The organism is Rahnella contaminans (assembly GCF_011065485.1).
Classification (GTDB): domain Bacteria; phylum Pseudomonadota; class Gammaproteobacteria; order Enterobacterales; family Enterobacteriaceae; genus Rahnella; species Rahnella contaminans.
Map to the genome: position 1 here is coordinate 1 of NZ_JAADJS010000006.1, position 16,140 is coordinate 16,140.

Below are 16,140 nucleotides of genomic sequence, written 5' to 3' on the forward strand. Positions count from 1 at the left end.
TTTGCAGGAACCCAGGCCCATAAGGTCGATGTCCGAATTATTTGGTGTTTACGAAACCGTCCGGGAAGCAGGGCAGTTTTGGAAACAACAAAAACAGCAGACGGCGAACCGTCTGCTGTAGGGAATTACGCGGTGGTACGTTCGTTCCAGGAATCGGAATGAATGATGTTGCCGTCTTTGTAAGTCCAGGTGATTTTTTCGTAACGCAGCTCAATCATTTCCAGATGGTTGTGTTTTTCCATCGCAGGATCTTTGATGTCGTGCATTTTTGGTGCGACTTTCACCAGCTTGACGTTTTCCAGTTTGGTGTTGAAATACTCCACTTCCTGGCCAGCGTCGTTGATGCGGTACCATTTGAACTCAGCAGAACGCAAGGTCTGACCGGTGGTCACTGCTTTGTACAAATACGGGCTGGAGCAATCGATCTCTTTGGTAAACAGGAACGGGGTGTGAATACGGGTACCCGTCAGTTTGCCGGTGTTGTTATCGGTCGGGATGTACAGGTTGTGATCCTGTGCAACGACTTCGATACTGCCTTCGCGATCTTTTACGTCTACGGAGCCTTTAATGTCCGCGCCGCCGTCGTCTTTCAGCCACAAATAAACAGGAATTGCCATGGGTAGTTCTCCATTTCTAGGTTGACCACGTTTCAATCATTTGAAACGTGTTGGTTTGCTGCCGCCTTGCAGGCATTGGCCTGTGGCACCAGACTGATTTCGACACGACGGTTAGCCGCACGGCCTTCCGGGGTGTCGTTTGTTGCAATAGGATTGCTTTCACCATATCCCTGTACTGCAAAGCAACTTTCAGGGACATCGCCTGTATCACGCATCCAGTCGCGAACCGATGCAGCGCGTTTGAGTGAAAGAACCTGATTGGATTTATCATCGCCAGTGTCATCGGTATGGCCTGCGACGACGATAAGCCAGTCTGGTTTGGCCTTGATCCCAACCAGTGCATTAATCAGCACCTTTGTTGACCCTGTTTTGAGTTCGGATTTACCGACGTCAAACAGCGATAAGGCATCAAGACGGATGGTTTTAGGACCTTGCACAATTTTATTGATGATTGGTGGAGGTGGCGGTGGCGGTGACCAGCTGTTAATGGCAGCCTCAAGAGGAGGGATTAGTCGCATCCCCTGGTATAACCCTAATGTCATACGCATTGGTGCGCCGCTGCGTAGCCATTCGTCCAGCAAACGCGCATCGGCGCGTAGCTGCTGCTGAGCGACAGTTTTCGGAGCCGGAGGGGTGCCAGTGAGACGGTTGTACAGTGCGAGATGGTCACTCACACTTTGAATTAAGCGTTGGTTGTTGACAAACGATGCGAGCAGCGCAAAAAGTAAAAATATGCCACACAGTAAGCCGGCAATTCGCAACGTCTGCATCAGACGGGAAATACCGCGGCGACGGGGTAAATAGGGTAACAACGCTTCCGGCAGCGGCAGGCAGTCCGGCATTGTCGTTGGGGCTGGCGCCAGAGTGGTAGAACCTGCAACATATTTCTGCCACAAATTGTCCTGACAGCCTGTCACAGGCGAAAAACAGACAGCCCAGATACAGGGGATTAGTGCGGGAATATCGCCCTGGCGCTGTACAAAGATGTCCTGAACATGGCTCTTAAGCCAGGGAAGAAGGCTTTCCATCCAGAAAGTGGCACTTAATCTTTCCTGTACGTTTCTGGCATCCGGTTGTTGGCTCCAGACTGACAGCGGCATTACTCCAGAGCCGGCTTCCCGGACCTGAACATCTTTCTGACCTGGAGTGACTGTGTACCAACGTTCTGTTTGCACAGATGCTACATCGGGCGGGGAAAGCCAGATGCTAACCCATACAGGGGGGACACCAGCCAGCCAGCTTTTGCATTGCACAATAGCCCGGTGCCATATGCGCAGTGACTGAATGAAGTCATCTTTGTCCTGATGCTGCTCTGGAATGATGGCCAGTAACACTGAGACCTGGGCGATCAGCGCGGGGCGTTCAGATGCCAGATGTTGAGCCATCATGGACAAGTGTTCGGGCATTGCAACCGGCAAATACCAACCCTGCTGTGTCTCATGAAAAGGAACGGACGCAGAAAATAACGGGGCACTGTCACCGCAAATAAGCACAACGGCACCCTGAAAATCTTCCGGTGGAAGAACCGTATCGGCTATGTGTGCGAAAGCAACATCATTACGATTTTGTCTGCGCCATTGAAAATAACCGGCGGTACCGCCGAGGATGATCACAAGCATACTCAGCGCTACACGGCTGCCAGTTCCCAATGGCCAAAAGCCGAGTATGAGCCACAAAGACAGGCAGGTCGCCAGAAGGAGAAGTAATAGCTGTGTTAATCCACGCATTCGCTATTGGGTCCCCGTCAGTTGAGACACCATATGCACCAGGGTTGAGTTCAGCGCGAACCACAAAGCGATCAGTACGACGATTCCTGCGACCCATGAGAACCAGTAGGTTTTACGCCCGGAACGAAGGCGAGATGATCGCGAGACTATCGGCGTATCCTGGGCCGAAATAAAGGGTGGTACTAACTGGCTCAGTTTACGCACAACGTCTTCTCGGCGTTCGTCACCTTGTTCACGGTATCGACCAGAAAACCCAAGAGTCAGGGCGCGATAGAAGCAAGTTAGTACGGCTGTATCCGGAGCGGGTTCATTAAGAACCGTGCGAATGCGCTCCCATAACTCTTCGCCGGCGTTAAGCGTATTGAAGTAACGAGCCTGGAGTGGATCTTTGATCCATTTTGCGTACCCGCTATCTTGTTTCTGACGATTCAAGACGCTTTCATCCAGTAATGCGCACTGTGTGTACAACATATGGTCGCAACTAATTTCACTGAAACCAGCCTTCGACAAAGATTCACGAGCGCAATCAATCCATTCACGTGCCCGACGGTACAACGCTTCCCCGTCTTCGATTTCCTGACCGTTACGCAACTGGCTGACCATCAGCCAGCACGGGTAAAAGATTTCATCAATAATCGATGTATTCATTTTGCTCATGAGCGAAGCACCGCAAACAGTTCAAGTTTGATATCGCCTAACGATCCTGGCGTGTAGAACGCGCAGTTACCCGCATCCAGCATGGCTTGCGCAGCAGGGCTATTGAGATCAAGGGCAAAGTATTGGTTTTCAAGACGAAGCGGAATTGCTGCCGGAACGTGCGACAAGGCTTTCATGACAACACCATTCAACGCCACGTTGACCACATCTGATACGTCTTCAAAGCTGCCTGCTTTACACAACAGCGGGAACTGAGTTTGAAGAAGGTGATTAGGAATGGAGGAACGTACAGAAAGATAGAAATCAGCTCCTTCGCGAAGACGAGCGTCGTGAAGAGAGCCTGTCCAGAACTGACCTTCATATGTCAGTTCAATAGCTATCATGCGGGACGGCAAGCTGGCTTCGAGCAGAGCATCAAGCAGAGTGAACAGAGGTGGGAAAACCTGCTCTGGCGCATCATGTTGATAAAGCGGAATGTCTTCAGCTTTATGCTCAAGAGAAAATGTCAAAAGGCTACCCGCGAGCCGGACCAGTTCGCGATAGAACAGCTCCGGGTGACGAGCGGGTGCCTGATAAAGCTCTGTCAGCACGGGCTCTGCGCTGTTCAACGCATTGAGTAACCAGAACAGAGAGACATCAGCCACGGCAAAATCAGCCATCCTTTCATTACTTTCGCGGCGCATCGCCATTAGACGGCGTCGACGCGCTTGCAGGCGATGGAGCAAATCGCCGAGTTCCGTGACGACGACAGGGCTTGCCGCAAGAGCTAACATGGGTGGGATAAAGTCATTATCCGGCATCCATTGCCCTTGGGCATTACGCGTCAGACGGGTGACAGGGCAGGTCAGATATGCGCTATTTTCCTGATGAGCAAAACGGAGTGTGACCGCATGACGCATGACTGCCAGTTCAGTTCGCTCATGACCTGACAGTTCCTGTACGGTGACCCACTCCTGTTTCCAGCGGCGCGGACGCTCGCTGTCCTGTCCGTCATCCAGATTACCGCCGTTAGCCGACAGAAGAGGAAGTGCCAACACGACATCCACGTGATCACGATCTGATACCGGTGATAAATCGCAAGCTGGTGGAAGACTGTCCGACAGATCGGTATCAATGAGCGTGCCATCTGGGAAGCGGACAACCAGCCGAAGTGCATTCAGACGAAAGATGGCCAATGAGCCACTGTCGAAAGCGACATCAATGACACCCCAGGGATGAGCAAGTGTCATATTTGCCACTGTATCTGCGACAAAGGCGTCCCAGCGCGCTTGTTGTTGGAACTGTTGCGGGGCCAAAAAGGCCCCGTCATTCCATAACGGACGATAAATTTTCATCGTAACTTCGTTATGCCTTAGCCTTCGGCATCTGAGATACCAGCGACAGGTTCACGTCCATGCCTTCCACCTGGAAATGAGGAATTGCATAGAGTTTCACGCGGAAGAAGCCCGGGTTATCTTCGATATCTTCAACGGTTACTTTCGCATCACGGAGCGGGTGGGAAGCTTGCAAATCGTCGCCCGGATCGGTCATTTCAGTCACCAGCGTGCGAACCCAGTTGTTCAGTTCCAACTCCAGCAGACGGCGGTCTTTCGTCGTACCGATATTTTCACGCTGGATCAGTTTCAGGTAATGCGCGATACGTGACAGCAGGAAGATGTACGGCAGACGGGCGTTGATACGGCTGTTGGCAGTCGCTGCAACGGTGTCGAATTGCGCAGGTTTCTGTGCTGAGTTTGCGGAGAAAAAGCAGGAGTAATCACGGTTCTTGTAGTAAGACAACGGGATGAAGCCAAGGTTGGCAAACTCAAATTCGCGCGTTTCCGGGATCATCACTTCAGAAGGGATTTTCACCTGATTGCCGGTGCCCAAATCGTAAAGATGGATCGGCAACTCTGTTACTGCACCGCCAGCCTGCGGACCACGGATCTGCACGCACCAGCCATTTTTGATGAAGCTTTTGATCATGTTTGCGGCAAAGGCAAACGAAGCGTTGGTCCACAGATACTTATCGTGATCCGGGCCTTTTACTTCTTCGACGTAGTTGAAGCTGCGGACAGGGACGGTGTCCGGGCCGTAAGGCAGACGGCCAAGTACGCGCGGCATCGTCAAACCGATATAGCGGGAGTCGTCAGATTCGCGGAAGTGTTTCCATTTGATGTATTCCGCACGGTCGAAGTAGTTGCCGATATCTTTAATGGCAGCCACTTCTTCCATGGAATCTTTCATGAAGAATTTAGGGCCGACGGAGCCGATGAACGGCATATGTGCCGCAGCAGAGACTTTAGAAATATTACGCAGCAACGCCATGTCTTGCGTTGAAGCATCAAATTCGTAGTTAGAAATCACAGAACCGATCGGTTCGCCGCCCGGCGTATCATATTCCTGAATGTAAGTATGACGGTATAGACCGCTCTGGATAATTTCAGGGCAATCTTCGAAGTCCTGACGCAGGTCTTCTTTAGAGATATCCAGCAACTCGATTCTGACGTTCTGGCGGAAATCGGTGCGATCAATCAGGAATTTAAGACCACGCCAGCCTGACTCGATCCGCTGAAACTCAGGGTGATGCATGACTTCGTCAAGCTGATGACTGATCTGATCGTCAAGATCGGCGATGTGGTGATCGAGCAGGGTTTTATCCAGGCGTTCAACGGTCTGGCCAGAAAGTTTCAGGCGTTCCAGGAAGACCTGAACAGCGGCTGTGACGCGCTGGTCGGCAGTGACGTCCGCCAGTGCGGAGGTATCTTGAAAATCATTCAAGTCACCCAGCGAAGAGACGGGTTTGAGGTTGATTTTATCAAACAGGGAACTGTAAACAGTGTTTGCTTCAGTACGTTCCAGAACAGTAGTCTGATGGGAAGAAGCATTTTCGTTATTAACTGACATAAGCATTATCTCGCATTAATCCATTAATTGGAGGCGGTTACGCCTTCGGCGCCAGAGCATCCAGTTCATTGCGCAATTCGTTGCTCAGTGACGGATCTTTCAGGATGGTTTCGAGTTCTTTACGGAAGGTCGCGTTGTCGAGCAGATTTGATTTGAGGTCACGTAACAGATTACGCATTGACAGCATGGCGCGGAGTTGTGGGATCTGTCGGGCAACTTGCTCCGGCTCAAAATCTTTCATGTCATTAAAGTTGAGAGAGATATCTTCCTGGCTGTGATCGCCAGCTAGCGTATTTTCAACGATCAGATTCAGGGAAGGGCTGAATTCAGCCAGCACGCTATTAAAGTTATTCTTATTAATGTTGATTTTTTCGCGTTCTGATAACGGGCGAGTTTCTTTTCCGTTACTGTAATCGCCCATTACCATTAGCTTTAACGGTAATTCGGCTTTTTTTAGTAGTCCACCGGTGTGCAGGTCAAGCTTGATATTAACGCGCGCTTTCGGAATCTCATTCTGGAAGCTATTAGACATGGGTAACCTTCTGCATATTGTCTGGAGTGGGAATATCTCATTTTGCGACACGCAGAAACGTAGAGCGCTGCTTCCTGCAAGGCCACAAACGGGTTCAGTTAACGAGTTAATAAAAAGACGCAGGTAGCTGATGCATTTAAATAAGCGCCTTGTTTCGTCATGATATTCCTTAACTCAAATTAAGCAATACAGAAAATGCGCTCGTTACCGAGGTTTTATCCTATTTTTCATCGATGAACAGGCATTTTGAGTTGGCTGGCAACATTCTTTTTTCTCTTGAATCCCTTGAGCCACTGGGGTTACAGGTAAATAGCTGCTATTATCATTAAGGGAGGAAGATTAATTTTACCAGATGAAATAATCGCATGGAAATTTGTTTTTTATATTTAACTTATGAATGAATAAGGTTTTTATTTAAGATTTTTCTATGGGTTTAGGCTTTTTATTATAATAAGTGAGGGTTACCTTCCTGTTTTTATATCTTAGGGGGATGTTATCGTGAAAAACTTAAGTCATTTGGGATGTGGAAAGAAAATTCTGAATAATTTACAGAAAATTTCTTAAAATACTGAATGGAGTGATTATAAATTCCCATTAACACTACTTACGGATACTTTATTTGTTTTGCTATAGAAAATGTGTTTCACCGTTTGCCCCTGAGAATGTGACGCTGCCTTATCAGAGCTAAAAGCCTGTTAGCTGGCGAGGCCGGAATGATTTCCGGTAGTAGTTATGTGATCTATTTATCGTTGAGAATACGCATAATGGCTGAATTATGTTTGACAGCATAAGGGCCGGGCATATATTCCTTGCCAGTCTGGGCAAAACCCGGTTGCGGCAAGGCGGTAAAAAAGCGCGTCACGTTGCGCAGGAAATAATCCGTGCCGCCGGGCAGCGGGCTATAAACCGTCCAGCGGCAACGCATCCAGCGGTTTGACTTCCCGCAGCACGAACGCAGTCTGCATCTCTTTAATCCCCGGTAAACGCCGCACGACTTCCATCGCAAAACTGGAAAAACTGTCGAGATCTTTCGCCACCACCTGCAACAAAAAATCTGCGTCACCGGCAATTGCATAACAGGCAATCACTGGCGGCAACGCGCCTACCTGCTGCTCAAAACGCTGTGCATCTTCCTCGCTGTGGCTGTCAATTTTCACGCGAATAAACGCCAGCAGTCCGAGGCCGATTTTTTTTCTGTCGATATTGGCCTGATAACCGGTGATCACGCCGTTCTCTTCCAGTTGTTTCATCCGCCGCCAGCAGGGCGACGCCGCCATGCCGGCTTTTTCGGCCAGCTCCTGGTTGGTCATGCGCCCCGATTTTTGAAGTTGCCTGAGAATGCGAATGTCTGCCGGTAAAATTTCTGATGTGGACATAATTTGCCTGTTATTGAGTGCTTTCGGAAAGGAATGACCAGATTAGGGCATTTTACAGCGATAAAAGAAAGCACCTTTCAGTCGCAGACGGTTATGATTTTTGCATCCATAACGATGAAAAGGGCGCAAACATGGCAGACACTCTCCGGGTGGCAATTATCCTCAATCCTGAGCTTCCGCACGGTTTACTGGCGAATACGGCGGGAGTGATTGGTATCGGTCTGGCGGCAAAATTTCCGATGCTGGCAGGCCATTCGCTGTGTGATGCAAGAGGGGTGAGCACTGACGTTATCTCGAAATATCCGCTGCCAATTTTACAGGCGACGCCGGATCACATTAAGGCACTGATGTTTAAAGCGCTTGAAGCGAAAGGGGAGTGCAGTGTTGTGCCGTTCCCGGTATTTGCCCGCACGATGCATACGTTTGAGGAATACGAACAAGCTTTCCCGTTGCGGGATTTATACGATGAAGTGCTGGATGGCGTCGGTTTTGTCGGGCCGGAGAAGTGGATTAAGTCGCTGACAGGCAATCTGAAATTGTTACGTTAAACAAAAAAGCCCGAATGCAGGGATCGCATTTGGGCTTTTTTTTGAAACATTCTTACCGAATCAGCTCGTAATTTTCAGCTGCGGGTAGCGTTTGAAAATCGTCAGACACCAGACAAACGCGATACACCCGAGAAGGCCACCGGCATAACCGACGTTGCTCATTTCAAGATGCAAACTCACCTGATTACCAATCAGCGCGCCCGCGCCGATGCCGATATTGTAGATGCCGGAAAGCAGTGACATCGAAACGTCGGTCGCATCGGTCGCCAGTGCCAGCACGCGCACCTGCATCGCCAGGCCGATAATCATCATTGCCAGCCCCCAGATGACGCAAAGTATTGAAATAGCGACCGGATTCATCGCCGCGACAAACAGTAACAACATGCTGAGCGTCACCATCAGAATAGGCCCGCTGAGCATGGCGGCCGGGAAACGGTTACCGAGCACGCTGAAAAGGATACTGCCGAAAATCCCTGCACCGCCGAAGATCAGCAGCAGGAACGTGGTGAAGTTTTCACCCATATTCGCGACGGTCTGGATAAACGGCTCGATATAGCTGTACGCCGTATAGTGAGCAGTCACTATCAGCGCGGTCAGGACATACATCCCTACCAGCGCCGGACGTCGGAATAACATCGGCACGCTTTTCAGCGAACCGGTATGCTCACTTGGCAGCGGCGGCAGCAATTTAATCAGGCAAATCAGCGTCAGCAGCGCGACGACGCCGATGCTCATGAACGTGGTGCGCCAGCCGAGATACTGACCAATCAGACGCCCGAGCGGCAGCCCGAGCACCATCGCCAGCGCGGTGCCGGTGGCTAACATACTCAGCGCTTGCGTTTTTTTACCGGCCGGGGCGACACGGATCGCCAGCGAGGCCGTAATCGACCAGAAAATGGCGTGGGCGAGTGCGATACCGACGCGTGACGCGACCAGACTCCAGAAATCCCAGGCGACGACGGATAAAATGTGGCTGACGATAAACAGGATAAAAATCGCGATCAGTAGACGCTTTCGCTCAACGTTACGGGTCAGCAGCATCAGTGGCAGCGACATCAGCGCGACGACCCATGCATAGATGGTGAGCATCAGGCCGACCTGCGCCGTCTGCATATTGAAACTGGCGGCGATGTCGGAGAGCAGCCCGACAGGCACAAATTCAGTGGTGTTGAAGATGAACGCGGCTATAGCCATCATCACAACGCGAAGCCATGCTGTCCTGCGCGAAACGGTATCTGATTGCATTGAAATTTATGACTTTTTAAGAAGGTGTAAAGATCAGGCCTCCGACGCGGAAGGCCTTCTGAAGGCATAGTGTGTTTTATTTGTTCTAAAAATGAAACAGAAAATTGGCCTAACAGATAAATGTTTTGGGGACAATTTTAGTTATGGCAGATGTGACGGGCGTCACTCACTTTTTTGCCGGATGCCAGCACCAGTGCCAGGGTTCGTAAATGAATCCCCACGGATTATCCGGCGGAAAGGACATCATAAAGCCAAAGCGCGCGGCGCTGGCTTCAAGCCAGCGGAAAGCATCGGTTTCACCGAAGATACCGGTGACTTCGTCGCAGCCGGGAGTGTTGATGTCCACGGCGCAGCCGGTGTGATGTTCACTGCATCCCGGCGGTGCCAGCGATGTGAAAAAGTCTTCCGGCGCGATCCCGGCAGCTTGCTTAGTGCGGATTAAACCGGCCTGATAATCAAGGCTGCGCCAGGCGGAAACCAGATAAATGTCCACGCCGTCGGCGGCGGCCTGCCGTTTCATCTCGCGCCATGCCTGAGTGGCGGGCGCGATCAGCCGGTAGATTTTACCGGTATCAGCATCCGTTTCTGCGTCCACCAGTAAGTGCTCACTGACTTCTTCAAAGTACGGCAGCGTGCGGTGCGCGATAACCGCCGGGTCGATATTCAGCTCGCGCAGCTTCTCATCGGTTCTGGCTTTCAGCGCCGCCTGATTCATGCCTGTTCGTTTCCGGTACGTGCAATCACATCGGTCATCACTTCTGTCATCGCTTTACCGGCTGAGCGCATCGCCTGCTGGTAGCGCGACGCGGCCGCGACAAACGCGTTAAGTAACTGCGTATCCTGCTGATGTTGCAGATATTCCGGGTGCCATTGCACGCCCAGGCAGAAATCATACCCTTCGCACTCAATGCCTTCGATCACGCCGTCCGGTGCATGCGCGTTGACGATGCTGCCCGGCCCGACGGTTTTCACCGCCTGATGATGTGAGCTGTTCACTTCATAATGATCACGGTCGACCGAACGGCTCAATAATGTGCCTTCAACAATTTCAACCGGATGCCGCGCGCGTTTCTTACCACCGGCATTTTCGGTATCCACCGTCGTGCTGTGTTCCAGCGCGTCGGGCAGTGCATCGGGAATATGCTGATGCAGCGTGCCGCCGGTTAAAACGGCCAGCAGTTGCTGACCGCCGCAAATACCCAGCAGCGGCATATTGCGCTGCATGGCGCCTTTGACGATGGCCTTTTCGAATTCAGTGCGGCCCGGTTTCAGGCGAACCTGATCGCTGTTTTGCGTTTCGTTAAACAACTCCGGCGGGACATCAAACGCGCCGCCGGTCACGACAATTCCGTCGCACAGCGCCAGATATTCGTCGGCCAGTTCTGCGTGATGCGGCAATGCCAGTGGCACCGCGCCCAGCCCGGCCAGGCTGCTCATGTAATTCTGACGTAACGCATACCAGGGAAAATCGGCGTAACCACCGGCGTCTTCACTGTCCAATGTGACACCGATGACCGGTCTGGATTGAAATTTTGTCTGCATTCTTCTGAATTCCTGCCATGAAGATGAAAAACAATCAGAAAAATCACCATATCAAGTCGGGGTCAGCGCAAACAATATAAATTATCAATAGGTCTAATTTTCAGGATTTACCTCTGGTTTTATCACCCGTTGAGGGGGTATGACAGGTCATTTTCTATCCTAACCCTGCGTTTTCCTGACAAAATTTCGAGATGACCTGACACTTCCTGATGCTTTTCTGTCAGCGTCTTCAATATTCATTCTCATTTACCTCTTAACATTGGGGATGCCTGGAGGCAAAATTAGCGCGTATAATTCACGCGGGCGATTGAAATGGAATTTCTTAATTGCTAACGAAATCTTTACGTTGTCCTAAAAACAGCCACCTGCACTTTTAGGGATAATGCGCTGTCACTTTTGAATGAAGTACATAAGAAAATCTCTGGTTGAAGGTCTTATTTCAGCTGTTTTCTCCTCATTAATACTGCGAAACCAAGAAATTTATGCTGCCGACTGCCTCTTCTCGTTCCAAAAAACGCACCCTTGTGTGGGTTATCGTCGCCATTATCGTTGCTGCGATCCTGGTCTGGTTTTTTGCTTTCCACCAAAGCGCGTCTGATCACACGGCAAAAAAAGGGGCGGGCGGCCGCGGCGGTATGCGGGCGATGCGCGGTCAGATGATGATGGGCATGGATACACCGGTGCAGGCAGGAAAAGCCACGCAGGCGGATGTCCCTGTTTATTTGCGTGCGCTGGGTACGGTGGTGGCGAATGCGACCGTGACGGTGACCAGCCGGGTTGATGGCCAGTTAATGAAGGTGTATTTCACCGAAGGGCAGAAAGTCGCGCAAGGGCAGTTGCTGGCGCAGATTGATCCGCGCAGCTATCAGGCGACGCTGGAACAATATCAGGGCGATCTGGCGCAGAATCAGGCGTTGTCGAAAAGTGCAGAACTGACGTTAGCGCGCTACCGCAAACTGTATGCGCAGGATTCCTTAGCGCGTCAGGATCTGGAAAGCCAGATTGCGACCGCCGGTCAGTATGCGGGCGCGGTGAAAGCCGATCTGGCACAAATCGCGGCGGCCAAGCTGAATCTTGAATTCGCGAAAATCACCGCGCCGGTCAGCGGGCACGTCGGTTTGCGTCTGGTTGATCCGGGCAATATGGTCACCAGCAGTTCTACCACCGGTATCGTCACGATCACCCAAACTCAGCCGATTGCCGTCACCTTCAGCGTGCCGCAGAGCAATCTGCAAACCTTACTCAAAGCGCTGCGCGGCGGAAATCAGCTGCCGACCACGGCGTTTAATCAGGACGGCAGCGAAGTCCTCGATCAGGGCAAACTCCAGTTTATCAGTAACGAAATTGACACCAGCACCGGCAGCATCAAGCTGAAAGCGCTGTTTGATAATGCCGATGAAAAGCTGTATCCGAACCAGTTTGTGAATGCCCGTTTGCAGGTGTCCGTGCTGAAAGACGCCACGGTGATCCCGGCGGCAGCATTGCAGCTGAGCAGCGACGGCGATTTCGTTTACGTGGTGAAAGCCGATAACACCATTGAGCGCCGTTCAGTGAAATCCGGCCCGGACTTCGGTGACGATAAGGTCGCGATTTTATCGGGTGTGAATCCCGGCGAACAGGTGGTGACGACGGGGATTGACCGCCTGACCAACGGCGCGAAAGTTCAGATCGTGACGGCGAATTCACTGGATGCGGCCGCAGCGGGTGGTTCTTCAAAAGAACGTCAGCAAAGCGGCGGCGTGGATAAAGCGACCACCGGCGCTGACAACGCTGTCGCGGGTAAAAACGAAGCCGGTAAAGACAGCGGGTCTAAATGAATCCTTCACGCCTCTTTATTCTCCGGCCGGTCGCGACCATTTTGCTGATGGTCGCCGTGCTGTTGTCGGGGATTTTTGCCTACAACATGCTTTCGACCTCGGCGCTGCCGCAGGTCGATTATCCGACCATTCAGGTAACCACGCTGTATCCGGGCGCCAGCCCGGACGTTATGGCGTCGGGCATCACCGCTCCGCTTGAACGCCAGCTCGGCCAGATGGCGGGTCTGAGCCAGATGTATTCCACCAGCGCCAGCGGTTCTTCAATAATCACGCTGAAATTCTCGCTGGATCTCTCGCTCGACGTCGCCGAACAGGAAGTGCAGGCGGCGATCAACGCCGCCGACAGCCTGCTGCCCAGCGATCTGCCGAATCCACCGACCTATAAAAAGGTTAACCCGGCGGATGCCGCGGTACTGACGCTGGCGGCCACGTCCGAATCGCTGCCGCTGACCAAAGTGCAGGATCTGGTGAATACCCGCGTGGCGCTGAAATTGTCGCAGATTTCCGGCGTCGGTATGGTGACACTCGCAGGCGGGCACCAGCCGGCTATACGCGTGCAAGCCGATCCGCGCAAACTGGCGGCGCACAACATCAGCCTGGAAACCATTAATACGCTGATCGGTAACAGCAACGTTAACGGTTCTAAAGGCGGTTTCGACGGCCCGCATCACTCGATCACTATCGATGCCAACGATCAGCTGCGCACGGCGGATGAGTACGGCAATCTGATTGTGAATTATGAAAACGGCGCGGCGCTGCGTTTACGCGATGTGGCAACGTTGTCCGAAGCACCGGAAAACCAGTATTTATCCGCCTGGGCCAACAAGCAGCCAGCGATCATTATCAGCGTTCAGCGTCAGCCGGGCGCGAACGTGATTCAGGTTGTGGATGCCATTAAAGCGCAGTTGCCGAAATTGCAGGAAGCCCTGCCGGAATCGGTCAAAGTCAGCATTTTGTCTGACCGGACGCAAACCATTCGCGCGTCGATCAGCGACGTTCAGTTCGAATTGTTGTTGTCGATTGCGCTGGTTGTGATGGTCACTTTTCTGTTCCTGCGCAATGTCGCGGCAACACTCATCCCAAGCGTGGCCGTGCCGCTTTCGCTGGTTGGCACCTTTGGCGTAATGTACCTGTGTGGTTTCAGCCTCAACAACCTTTCGCTGATGGCGCTGACCATCGCCACCGGTTTCGTTATCGATGACGCCATCGTGGTGGTGGAAAACATTTCGCGGCGGCTGGAAGAGGGCGAAACGCCGATGCAGGCGGCGCTGAAAGGCTCGCAGCAAATCGGCTTCACCATTATTTCCCTGACATTCTCGCTGATCGCCGTACTGATCCCGCTGCTGTTTATGGGGGACGTCGTCGGGCGTCTGTTCCGTGAATTTGCGATCACGCTGGCGGTGTCGATTCTGGTGTCAATGATTGTTTCCCTGACGCTGACTCCGATGCTGTGCGCCTATTTACTGCGCCACACGCCGGAAGAAAAACAGAGTAAGTTTTACCGCAAAGGCGGCGAGTTCTTCGACAAAATGATTGCCGCTTACGACCGCATGCTGATCGTCGTGCTCAATCACCAGAAGCTCACGCTGCTGGTGGCGGCCGCGACGTTGGTCTTTACCGCGCTGTTGTATGTGATTGTGCCGAAAGGGTTCTTCCCGTCGCAGGATACCGGGATGATCCAGGGCATCACGCAGGCATCGCAGGACGTCTCTTTCAGTGAAATGGGGCGTCGGCAGCAGTTACTGACGGCGGCAATCCTCAACGATCCGGACGTCGAAAGTGTGGCCTCCACCATCGGCGTGGACGGCAATAACACCAGCCTGAACAGCGGACGTTTGCAGATCAGCCTGAAATCTTTTGATGAGCGCAGCGAGCGCGCACCGGCGATTATCGAACGCCTGAAACAGGAAACCGCAGGCGTGCCGGGCATTGAGCTTTATATGCAGGCCTCTCAGGATCTGACCGTTGACGACCAGGTCACGCCAAGCCAGTACCAGTTCACACTCGACGACGCCGACAGCGAAAATCTGGTGGAATGGACGCCGAAGTTGCTGGAAAAACTCAGCGCGCTGCCGGAGTTCAGCGACGTGGTCAGCAACCTGCAAAATCAGGGGCAGATTGCGTATGTCGAACTCGACCGCGATGCCGCTGCGCGTTACGGCATTACGGCGTCAGACGTCGATACCGCGCTGTATAACGCATTCGGCCAGCGTCTGGTTTCCACTATCTTTACCCAGGCAAACCAGTACCGCGTCGTGCTCGAAGTGGCACCGCAGTTCCAGCAGTCTCCGGCCTCGTTTGATGATGTATATCTGGCGACCAACAACAGCACGTCTACGTCCGGCACGGTGGCCACCACGGCGACCACGGCCTCAACAACGACGTCCGACAGCGGTGCGACCACCACCAATTCCGGCGCGACCAACGGCATGATCAAGCTGACGTCGATTGCGCAAATTCATATGCGCACCGGTGCGCTGTTGCAGGCGCGTCTGAATCAGTTCCCGGCGGTAACCGTATCGTTCAACCTGAAAGACGGCTATTCGCTGGAACGGGCGCAGCAGGCCATCAAAACGACCGTGGCGGATATCGCCATGCCGGACAGCATCACCCTGCGTTATCAGGGCGCGGCTGCGTCGTTTGAAAGCGCCACCGGCAATACGCTGTGGCTGATTCTGGCTGCGCTGCTGACCATGTATGTGGTGCTGGGCATTCTGTACGAAAGCTTCATTCACCCGGTGACGATCCTGTCCACGCTGCCGTCGGCGGCCGTAGGCGCGTTGCTGTCGCTGATCTTCGCCGGAACGGAATTCAGCCTGATCGCCCTGATCGGGGTGATCCTGCTGATCGGGATCGTGAAAAAGAACGCCATTATGATGATCGACTTTGCGCTGGATGCGGAAAACAAGCAGGGACTCTCGCCGCGCGAAGCCATCCATCAGGCGTGTTTATTACGTTTTCGTCCGATCATGATGACGACTATGGCGGCATTGCTGGGGGCGCTGCCGCTGATGCTGGCGAGCGGATCCGGCGCCGAGCTGCGTCAGCCGCTGGGGCTGGTGATCGTCGGCGGGTTAATCTTCAGTCAGATCCTGACGCTGTTCTCCACGCCGGTGATCTACCTGATGTTTGACCGTTTATCTCACCGCCTTAACCCACGTCACCGGCGTGCAGCACAGCGGGCGGAATAACC

13 protein-coding genes are annotated in these 16,140 nt (G+C 52.7%); 3 read left to right on the top strand and 10 right to left on the bottom strand.

Annotated features, from left to right (window positions below; genetic code table 11):
• Positions 1 to 125: 125 nt before the first annotated feature.
• The 7 genes from GW579_RS21180 to GW579_RS21210 form a co-directional block, all read right to left on the bottom strand.
• A complete protein-coding gene (locus tag GW579_RS21180; protein WP_165061641.1) occupies positions 126 to 617 on the bottom strand; it encodes an Hcp family type VI secretion system effector in 492 nt (163 codons plus the stop codon).
• Positions 618 to 649: 32 nt separating this feature from the next.
• On the bottom strand, positions 650 to 2,344 hold the full coding sequence (locus tag GW579_RS21185; RefSeq protein ID WP_165061644.1) for an OmpA family protein: 1,695 nt from the start codon (positions 2,342 to 2,344) through the stop codon (positions 650 to 652).
• Positions 2,345 to 2,347: 3 nt separating this feature from the next.
• Positions 2,348 to 3,001, bottom strand: a complete 654-nt coding sequence (gene tssL / locus GW579_RS21190) for a type VI secretion system protein TssL, short form (protein ID WP_165061647.1) — start codon at positions 2,999 to 3,001, stop codon at positions 2,348 to 2,350.
• Positions 2,998 to 4,335, bottom strand: coding sequence for a type VI secretion system baseplate subunit TssK (gene tssK / locus GW579_RS21195; protein WP_165061667.1), 1,338 nt, complete (start codon positions 4,333 to 4,335; stop codon positions 2,998 to 3,000). The genes tssL and tssK overlap by 4 nt, the downstream gene beginning before the upstream one ends.
• Positions 4,336 to 4,345: 10 nt before the next feature.
• Positions 4,346 to 5,893 (bottom strand): type VI secretion system contractile sheath large subunit, encoded by a 1,548-nt coding sequence (tssC, locus tag GW579_RS21200; protein WP_165061670.1) that lies wholly within the window; start codon positions 5,891 to 5,893, stop codon positions 4,346 to 4,348.
• 31 nt (positions 5,894 to 5,924) lie between these two features.
• Positions 5,925 to 6,419 (bottom strand): type VI secretion system contractile sheath small subunit, encoded by a 495-nt coding sequence (gene tssB / locus GW579_RS21205; RefSeq protein WP_152325391.1) that lies wholly within the window; start codon positions 6,417 to 6,419, stop codon positions 5,925 to 5,927.
• 899 nt (positions 6,420 to 7,318) lie between these two features.
• Positions 7,319 to 7,795: an Lrp/AsnC family transcriptional regulator gene (locus GW579_RS21210; RefSeq protein WP_165061673.1), complete on the bottom strand. Its 477-nt coding sequence runs from the start codon at positions 7,793 to 7,795 to the stop codon at positions 7,319 to 7,321.
• 131 nt (positions 7,796 to 7,926) lie between these two features.
• On the opposite strand from GW579_RS21210, the gene GW579_RS21215 reads away from it, so the two are divergent.
• Complete coding sequence (locus tag GW579_RS21215; protein WP_152325393.1) at positions 7,927 to 8,343, top strand: DUF2000 domain-containing protein; 417 nt, start codon at positions 7,927 to 7,929, stop codon at positions 8,341 to 8,343.
• 60 nt (positions 8,344 to 8,403) lie between these two features.
• On the opposite strand, the gene GW579_RS21220 is transcribed toward GW579_RS21215, so the two are convergent.
• From GW579_RS21220 to GW579_RS21230, 3 genes are all read right to left on the bottom strand, one after another.
• Complete coding sequence (locus GW579_RS21220) at positions 8,404 to 9,588, bottom strand: sugar transporter (protein WP_152325394.1); 1,185 nt, start codon at positions 9,586 to 9,588, stop codon at positions 8,404 to 8,406.
• Between the two features lie 166 nt (positions 9,589 to 9,754).
• Positions 9,755 to 10,303, bottom strand: coding sequence for a M15 family metallopeptidase (locus GW579_RS21225; RefSeq protein WP_165061676.1), 549 nt, complete (start codon positions 10,301 to 10,303; stop codon positions 9,755 to 9,757).
• A complete protein-coding gene (locus tag GW579_RS21230) occupies positions 10,300 to 11,130 on the bottom strand; it encodes a gamma-glutamyl-gamma-aminobutyrate hydrolase family protein (RefSeq protein ID WP_152325396.1) in 831 nt (276 codons plus the stop codon). The genes GW579_RS21225 and GW579_RS21230 overlap by 4 nt, the downstream gene beginning before the upstream one ends.
• Positions 11,131 to 11,612: 482 nt before the next feature.
• Between GW579_RS21230 and GW579_RS21235 the strand changes: the two genes are divergently transcribed.
• Both GW579_RS21235 and GW579_RS21240 read left to right on the top strand, forming a co-directional pair.
• Positions 11,613 to 12,947 (top strand): MdtA/MuxA family multidrug efflux RND transporter periplasmic adaptor subunit, encoded by a 1,335-nt coding sequence (locus GW579_RS21235; protein ID WP_165061679.1) that lies wholly within the window; start codon positions 11,613 to 11,615, stop codon positions 12,945 to 12,947.
• Entirely contained in the window at positions 12,944 to 16,138 is a 3,195-nt protein-coding gene (locus GW579_RS21240; RefSeq protein WP_165061682.1) for an efflux RND transporter permease subunit, read from the top strand. The genes GW579_RS21235 and GW579_RS21240 overlap by 4 nt, the downstream gene beginning before the upstream one ends.
• The last annotated feature ends 2 nt before the right edge of the window (positions 16,139 to 16,140 follow it).